The sequence below is a fragment of the Paraburkholderia sp. genome, assembly GCF_034668105.1.
In the GTDB taxonomy this organism is placed as follows: domain Bacteria; phylum Pseudomonadota; class Gammaproteobacteria; order Burkholderiales; family Burkholderiaceae; genus Paraburkholderia.
In genome coordinates, this window is sequence record NZ_JAXDPY010000221.1 from 1 (window position 1) to 7676 (window position 7676).

Consider the following 7676-nt stretch of genomic DNA (forward strand, 5'->3'; position numbering starts at 1 on the left):
AGAAAGCTTTGCGTACGATTGTCGCCTTGAACGAACCGCTTCATCTTGCTCATCCCTCGCTATCGGATAGGCAAATTTTAGGGCTCCAAAAAGCGTTTTGACACAATCTGGGCCGACTACTGTCCGACGCGGTCGGCAGAACCCGGCCCAAGGGACTTTCGGAATTCCCCGTAACGGCCCCACTTGAGGATTCGTCGCACGCTTCAAAGCCGTCTGCCGCGTCAAGTCTCCGGTTGAACTCGCCCCTTTTTTCTCCTTGGCTCAAGAACGGCCGCCGATTGGTCCGATTTCATTCGGCTGGTTGCTCGCTCCTCTTGCTGTCACTGTCGCCAATCGGAAGTTCCTTTCGGCAATTGCGTCGGCGCACTATGCTTTCATCAAGTAAGGTGCGAGGCTAAGGCTCGGAACGGCGACCAAATAGGTACATGGATGCCGATGGATTCCACGCGCCCGATATCGTTCTTGTCGACCGTTCGGCGCGAGGCTTCAGCGCGTGTCGCAGCAGCGCCTCGTCCTTGAATACGTATCCGAGGTGAATTTCGAGCTGAGATGGCATTGTTGATCGCGCGTATACGTTGAACGGAGCGCGAAGCAGTCCGCACTCACACCAGAGCCCATTGTGTTGCGTGGGACGGCGTATCGCGTATTCGAATGCGGCGTGTTTTAGTGCATCTTTCGCGCTATCGGACCATCCACGCGGGCCCGGCCGGCTGCGTCGTGGCAGGGTGCCTTTCTAACCACCAGCGGTAGACAAACCCCCATTCCGCGGTTTCGGGTTGCGGAGAACCGATCGCTAACAACGGCACGCCTGCCAGCCGCAGCGTCTGCTCGGGTGTGGTGTCAGCACGTCGGAGAAGGGTTCGCCACACCCTGGACAGCGATACCGATATGCAACCCGTTCGCGGCGCGCGATTTTCTCGACGTGCTCCTGCGTGCTGTTGACGTGGTCAACGATCAAGTTAAGCCACCGCGGCCCGAGCGTCCTGATGCCTCGCCCCATAATCGACCCGACGAGCGCGTAATGTCCGGAGCAGTCAGGAGCGGGCGACGACACAGCCCAAAGGGGGGGAAACAGGCACGCCACATTTACACGGAAGCGCATCCTCGAGGCGAAGCATCACGTCGATATGGCCTTTCCTTGCGACAGGCGCACAGCGGAGCCGGCACCCAGTGCACCCGCCACAAACTCAGAGAGGGGCGTCCACTCCTCGCGGATGGCATTGACGCCCGGTTCGTGGAGGCGCGTGCGGGGGCGATACCCGGACCTCGTATGTTTCCGGCGCTCTTCGGCTGGGCGGACCTGGAAAGAGGGGATGTCCTCGCAGACGTCATACGCCCTTGACGCGAAGAACCAGAGGCCACGAACCCCTGATGCCTTATATCCTCGCTGACGTGCGATGGTGTCTGCCCGCGTCTGGGCGCCGAGTTGTACTTCAAATGCCACGTTGCTGCTGCGATGGCTCGCGAGCACGTCTGCCGTCCATGACTCACCGCCGGCGTATTCACAACCGTTTGCCTCAGTATCGGCAGTCCAGTGAGCAGCGCGCGCAGAGCAGACGATCGCCTCCTTGATGCGCGGGGGCTGCTCGGTCTCAGACTCCTACTGACACACGCCTGCGCGATGCATGTGATAGAAGTGGGGCCGCCCGTTGGACGAGATGCGCAGGCCTACAACTGCGTCGCAACACCGCAAAAGCAGATGGTGTCGAGCGGCCTGCTCGGCGTGCAGCTGCTCACATCCGGTTCGATCGAAGTCGAAGGAGAACAGTGGTCCGTCCGGGGAAAGGCATTTGAGCGGCATTTTCCGTTGGTTTTGGGACACGACCTGGGACCAAATTCTAGTACAGTGCGCCATCCAGGCCCAGAATGATCTTAACTGCGCTCCACCGGGTTGAGTCACATGCCATCGACCTCGCACATCGCCTTTGCCCGCAATTCGGCCGGTCAGCTTGTGTCGGCCACCGATCTGCTCGACAACGTGCCGCAGACCTATAGCTGTGTCGCGTGCGGTCACGCGCTCGAAGTACGCAGACCGGCGAAATCACCGGCTTATTTCCGCCACGTGACTGATGCGTGCGAGCTTGGCAACCAGCACGCCACGCGCGCGGCTGCCCTTTCTATTCTCGCCGAAGGCCGGTTTGTATTTGCGCCCGCGCTCCTCGGTCCCTCGGGTCGATCGGGCCCGCGCAAGGGCAAGGACTCGCACCGCGTGCTCGAACAGTGGGGCGACGATGTTGCGCTGGATACGATCATCGATGGCGTGGCCGTGGATTTCTTTGCGCATACGTTAGGCGGCCCGCTCGTGATCCAGGTTTGCATCCCGGACATCTACAACGTACGCAGGCACGTTGCCGTTAAAGCGCTGGGACTCCCGACGCTTGAAATTGTTGTTCCGCGCAAAGAACGTATCCATCGGATATCGGACTTGCGCCGCGTGGTTCAGCAGGGCCTTTCAAACAAGGTCTGGCTCCGGCACCCGGTGCTGGAGCAGGGCATTCGAGTGAAGGACTCCGCACCTTCACATCAAGTCCCAGGGGCTGCCCTGGCCAACGAGGGCGCAGATGCGCCGACGCGGCTGACGGTGCCGCTGGCGGTCCCCTCGTGGATCAACGCGGGCTCTCACGCGGAGAACGCCCTGTACCGCCAGAAGCCCATCCCAGGCAAGATCGAAGTACTTGAAGGGCTGCTTGGTTTGAGTTGCGACCGATGGCCCGACGCCGTCGATATCGAAGTCCAGTCGCAGTCCTGTTGCGGCGTTGATCGGCGGATCTGGCAGGCCGACGTGTTCGCTAGATTCGTCGCCGGAGCCGGTCGCGAAGATCGTGACGCGAGTTTCGCAGTCCAGACGGCGCAACGCTGGCTGGCGGCGCGCTATAACGCGATCGGCAGTGCCGAACAGGCTCAAATGGGCGCGACCTTTCACTACCTGCGAGAGCTCACGCTAAGAGGCTACCTGCTTGAGTTGAACGGAAGGCAGTTCAGGCCGACTGGTCGCTGGCGCGCGGACGCGGAGCCGCGACTGCACTGGGTGCAGGGGCGAACGCTTAACGTAAGCGAGTTGAGGGCGTGCTCGACGCGGGTTCGGTTCGAGGTACCCGCAGAAGAGGTTCAGCGACTGCTTGAGTACTTCAGCGGAGGGCATCCTGCCGTCGGTGTCGAAAGCTTTGTTCGGGAATTTTCGCGGGTTACCTGCTCGCCCGAGCGAAGCGTCGTGGCGCTTCTGCGCGAGGCAAGACTCGTCGAGGAAGAATCCGTGCACATCCAGCGAGAGCAGGGCGACCTTTTCTAGCTCGAGACTACGCGCTGCCGCACGCCTGTCAAAAAAAAGGCCATCTTCCGATGGCCATCCAATACACGCCGACCATCCGGGGCTCGGCTGATCCAACCCGCGGATTCTATGCACCTGCGCGACGAGCGTCAATGCACGCTGCGATGCGTCTGTCGCCAAACTGCGTCACTTGGTCATCGCCCGAGCGCCGCTGATGCGGCACGCATGTCCGCCCGCGGAAAATCTGCACTATCTGCCATGCCGTGACGACCGTCTCGTGCTGATCGTGCCCAGCGGCCATGTGCTGGAAGGACGCGAGGCGGTCTCATTCGTCGAAACGCTCACTTTTGATTACGTTGGCCTGTCGGAATGGAGCGCGATTCACCGGTTTCTGTTGCGAGCGGCGAGCGCCGCCGGCCGCCAGTTTCGCTTTCGCGCCGAGATGGGCAATTTCGATGCTGTGTGCCGGATGATCGAGGCGACGGTCGGCATCGGCGTCATTCCCGAATCGGTCGCGCGCAGGCTCGTGCCGACAATGCGGATCACGGCGATTGCATTGACCGATAGCTGGGCGTTGCGCCGGCTGCACGTCTGCGTACGCGATCTCGAGGCGCTGCCTTTCTTCGCGCGTGAACTGGTCGATATGTTCGCGGCTGAGGGGCGCGCTGGGGAGGCTGTTGAGGTGGAATCGCCAGCGGGGGTTTGAGTCGTGTTGGAATGCGACGTTTCTACACGCGCTCACGCCGTAGCACCTGGCCCGGCCGGGCTCCGCTGGGCCCGCCGTCACGCCACACAACGACGCCGTTGACAAGCACGATATGAATGCCTTTGGCCGGCGCAATCGGTTTGGCAAATGACGCTGCGTCGGCAACCGTTTCAGGATTAAAAATAGTCAGGTCAGCGAAGGCGCCCTCCTGCACCACACCACGACCTGCGAGCCCAAAATTCCTTGCCGTCAGTCCGGTCATTTTATGGATGGCGGTCTCAAGGGAAAACAGGCCCAATGACCGTCCGTAGTGTCCGAGAACACGCGGGAAACTTCCCCACAGACGCGGGTGCGGAGCCTCGTCGTGCGGCAAACCATCGGAGCCGATCATGGTCTGGTCGAACGCCAAAATGCGCTGCACATCCTGCTCGTCCATTATGTGGTAAATCGCGCCGGCCGGCAGCAGACGGTCGATCACTTCCTCCTGCGTACCACCGAGTTCCGCAACGATGTCCGTCAGATCCATGCCGGCGTATTGGGGTAGACCTTTTGACCAGGTGACGGTCACTCGGGTTGCGTTGCGTGCGCGCTGTACAGACAAAATGGTCGAAGACGCCGGATAAGGATAGCAATCCAGACAAATTTCCTGCTTTTCCATGTTCTCGGCGATTAGCTTCAGTGTTTCGGCGGAGCGGCCATAATTTTTGACACCGACCACCTTATGATGCGAAATAACGACTGGTATCCCAACTTCGCGGCCGACGCGGAAACTTTCAAGCAGTGACTCAACGACCTGATCCCCTTCGTTCCGCATGTGCGTGCAATACACCCCGCCGTACTCGCGCAGCGGCTGGCATATTTCAATCACCTCTTCCGTGGGTGACGCTATCGAAGGCTCGTAGAACAATCCTGTTGACACGCCAATCGCGCCGGCGCGCATGGCTTCATCGACCAGCGCGCGCATGGAAGCAATTTCATCTGGATTTGCCGGTACGGTGAGATCATCCATGGTAGCGACACGCAAGGTCGAATGACCGACCAGCATGGCGCAATTCGTCGCAGCGGGCTGAGCACGCAACGCATCCAGATATTCAGCAAAGCTGGCGAACCGAAACCACGATCCGCTTTCATCGAGCAGGTTAAGCGGCGGCGTGACCGGATCGGGAATCGGCCGCGGCATCGGTGCCAGCGAAACGCCGCAATTGCCGCCCACCACGGTAGTGATGCCCTGGCTGACTTTTGGCGCCATGTCGCCCCCGGATAGCATCAGGCGGTCATCGTGCGTATGCGCATCGATAAAGCCGGGTGCAACCGCAAGGCCCGATGCGTCGATCTCCGTTGTTGCGCTGCTCCCTTGCAAATTGCCGATGCACACAATACGATCGCCTTTGATACCCACATCACCGTCATAGCGGGCGGCGCCCGTTCCGTCGACAATGATTCCATTGCGGATCACTACATCGTAACAATCACTCATCTGGATTCCTATGTATTGAATTTATCAGTCGGTCTATACAGCGGGGCGTGCCGCGATGCCCGTCTTCACGAGTGCGTGACGGCGATCGGTCAAGCCGCCGTCGCAGGGCAGAGGTTCTGGAAATCCCAGTCGCGTCCCCGCGCGGCGTCGATACGCGCACGAGTATATTCATGTTGCGGATCGCTCAGACCCTTGCGAATGCGATGCATCAATTCGATGCCTGAAATCGTGGCCGCGGCATTCCTGAACCGTTTGAAGCCGACCATCACATTCGTTCTGGACTTGATGCTTCCCCCTCTCGAAGAACGGATGACTTCGTTACTTTTGCGGATCAACAGAACTTTCTCCAGGCTCCGCGACGGCATCGATTTCCACAAGTACGCCGTTGAGCGCGCATCCGATGGTGGTTCGTACGGGAGCGGCGGTGCCCATCATTTCGGCATAGACAGCGTTGAACCGCTGGAAATCGCTCATATCCGACAGATAGGCCTGGACGCGAACTAGTCGACTGAAATCGGTACCGGCGTCTTCCAGCACCAGGCGCAGGTTATTGAGCACGGCGGTGGTTTGCTCTTCGATCGTTTCGCCGAGAATGTTCCGCTTGGGATCTCGCGGGACTTGGCCGGCCACGAAAATCAGGCCGCCGGCGCGACGCCACAGACTGTAATGACCGCCCCGGGACGGTTGCTTGTTTGATTCGATCATTTCTGGTTTGACGCTTTAAGAATATCTCGACGAGGGTTCGCGCTTGCTCGCCTCGTGACGGTCATTGGGTCAACGGTACGACTGAGCGTTCGTTGCCGAGCTGATCCCGGTACTCCCACCGACCGTCGAGGGAACGAACGAGCGCGTTGCTATACAGGTAGGCCGTCGTGCACGTGTGCTCCGGGACCAGCAACAACCGGTCGCCGACGTTGAGCGTGTCGTTGCGGATGACGGTGTGCTCTTCGTTCATCATCACAATTTCGCCGACGCCTTGAAAGCGTTGTGCCTGTGGCTTGTCCGGGGAGATCGCCTTGCTGCCGGCATCCAGCGTGGAAGTGCCGTTGCGCGTAGACACGACCGTTGTTAATACAAACCCGGCAGCAATCCAGTCGTGGTGCGCGAGTTCTCGCAGGTGCTGGGCGTTCGAGTAAACCCAGGTGCCCGGCGATACGTAATGCATCGCGGAGCGTGGCCACAGGTCGAACGTGTAGCTACAGCCTCCGACTACATCCACATCGATGCCGTCCCGGCGCAGGGTCGACTGCAGCGCATCGAGTGTTTCGGCAAGCGTGTGCACCTTCGCTTCGCGCTCTTCAAAAGCGCCCCGGATGTGGCCATCGTAGAGATGCCAGCCTGCAAGCCGGCCGAGCCCGGCAACCGCGCGTGCGAGTTCCAGTGCGCTCTCGTCCATCGGGATTCCCGTGCGCCCCATCCCAGGGTCAAGGTCGACACGCAGGTTGACCGAGGGCGGGGCACCGGCCAGCAGCCCGGTCCACACGCTCAGTCCTTGGGGAGAATCGACAAGACCCGTGAGGTTGGCGTCCGGAAAAGCTTGCGCCAGCTCGATGAAACGGCCAATGTTCTGCGGATTGACGGTCGGAAATGCCCAGATGACACGCGTGGCGCCAGCCGCCAGTGCCATTTCGACTTCAGCGAGCGTACTGGCCTTGAACGCGCCGACGCCATGCGCCAGCAACAAGCGAACGAGCCACGCGGCGCGATGAGTCTTCACGTGCGGCATCAGGCGCTCGACGCCGCCACACGCTTGCGCGGTGACCGCCAGATTGTGCAGGACGCGGTCTTCCGCCACCACGAAGCAAGGGGTTGCAACCGCCGGCACCAGGTGCGGGGCAATTGGGCTGGTCATGTTGGGTGTTGTCATAGGGTGATGGATCATGACGCTTCCGTGCCGGGCGACTGCTGTACAGCCCAGCGCGGCTTCGTAGGGGAAAGGTTGATTAGTGACGCAGGTCGGACAGGAATGCCTGCGCGCGCGGATGCACGGGCGACCGGAAGAAGGTTTGCGGGTCGGCTACCTCAAGAATCTCGCCGCGATCCATAAACCAGACGCTGTCGCTCACCTCACGCGCAAAGCCCATCTCGTGGGTCACGCACATCATGGTCATGCCGTCTCTCGCCAGTGACTTCATGACGTTGAGCACTTCGCCGACCATCTCGGGATCGAGCGCGCTGGTCGGTTCGTCGAAGAGCATGACTGGCGGCTCCATGGCCAACGCGCG

Annotated in this window: 6 protein-coding genes and 1 pseudogene; 2 read left to right on the forward strand and 5 right to left on the reverse strand. The window is 60.6% G+C overall.

The features are described 5' to 3' along the window. Positions 1–1900 precede the first annotated feature (1900 nt). Both QOC89_RS10350 and QOC89_RS10355 read left to right on the forward strand, forming a co-directional pair. The gene (locus tag QOC89_RS10350; RefSeq protein WP_323044927.1) at positions 1901–3289 is read left to right on the forward strand and encodes a hypothetical protein; all 1389 of its coding nucleotides are present in this window, start codon (positions 1901–1903) and stop codon (positions 3287–3289) included. 193 nt (positions 3290–3482) lie between these two features. After that, positions 3483–3974 carry a LysR substrate-binding domain-containing protein gene (locus QOC89_RS10355; RefSeq protein WP_323044928.1) on the forward strand — a complete coding sequence of 164 codons (492 nt, stop codon included), beginning with the start codon at positions 3483–3485 and terminating at the stop codon, positions 3972–3974. Positions 3975–3996: 22 nt separating this feature from the next. Here the strand turns inward: QOC89_RS10355 and QOC89_RS10360 are convergent, their stop codons facing one another. The 5 genes and pseudogenes from QOC89_RS10360 to QOC89_RS10380 form a co-directional block, all read right to left on the reverse strand. Continuing rightward, on the reverse strand, positions 3997–5451 hold the full coding sequence (locus QOC89_RS10360; RefSeq protein ID WP_323044929.1) for a D-aminoacylase: 1455 nt from the start codon (positions 5449–5451) through the stop codon (positions 3997–3999). An 89-nt stretch (positions 5452–5540) separates the two neighbouring features. Next, entirely contained in the window at positions 5541–5786 is a 246-nt protein-coding gene (locus tag QOC89_RS10365) for a hypothetical protein (RefSeq protein ID WP_323044930.1), read from the reverse strand. Beyond that, positions 5770–6156, reverse strand: coding sequence for a RidA family protein (locus QOC89_RS10370; RefSeq protein WP_323044931.1), 387 nt, complete (start codon positions 6154–6156; stop codon positions 5770–5772). Before QOC89_RS10370 ends, QOC89_RS10365 begins: the two co-directional genes overlap by 17 nt. A gap of 61 nt (positions 6157–6217) precedes the next feature. Continuing rightward, a complete protein-coding gene (locus QOC89_RS10375; RefSeq protein WP_323044932.1) occupies positions 6218–7333 on the reverse strand; it encodes an alanine racemase in 1116 nt (371 codons plus the stop codon). A gap of 61 nt (positions 7334–7394) precedes the next feature. Next, a pseudogene (locus QOC89_RS10380) lies at positions 7395–7676 on the reverse strand (amino acid ABC transporter ATP-binding protein); the annotation flags it as partial.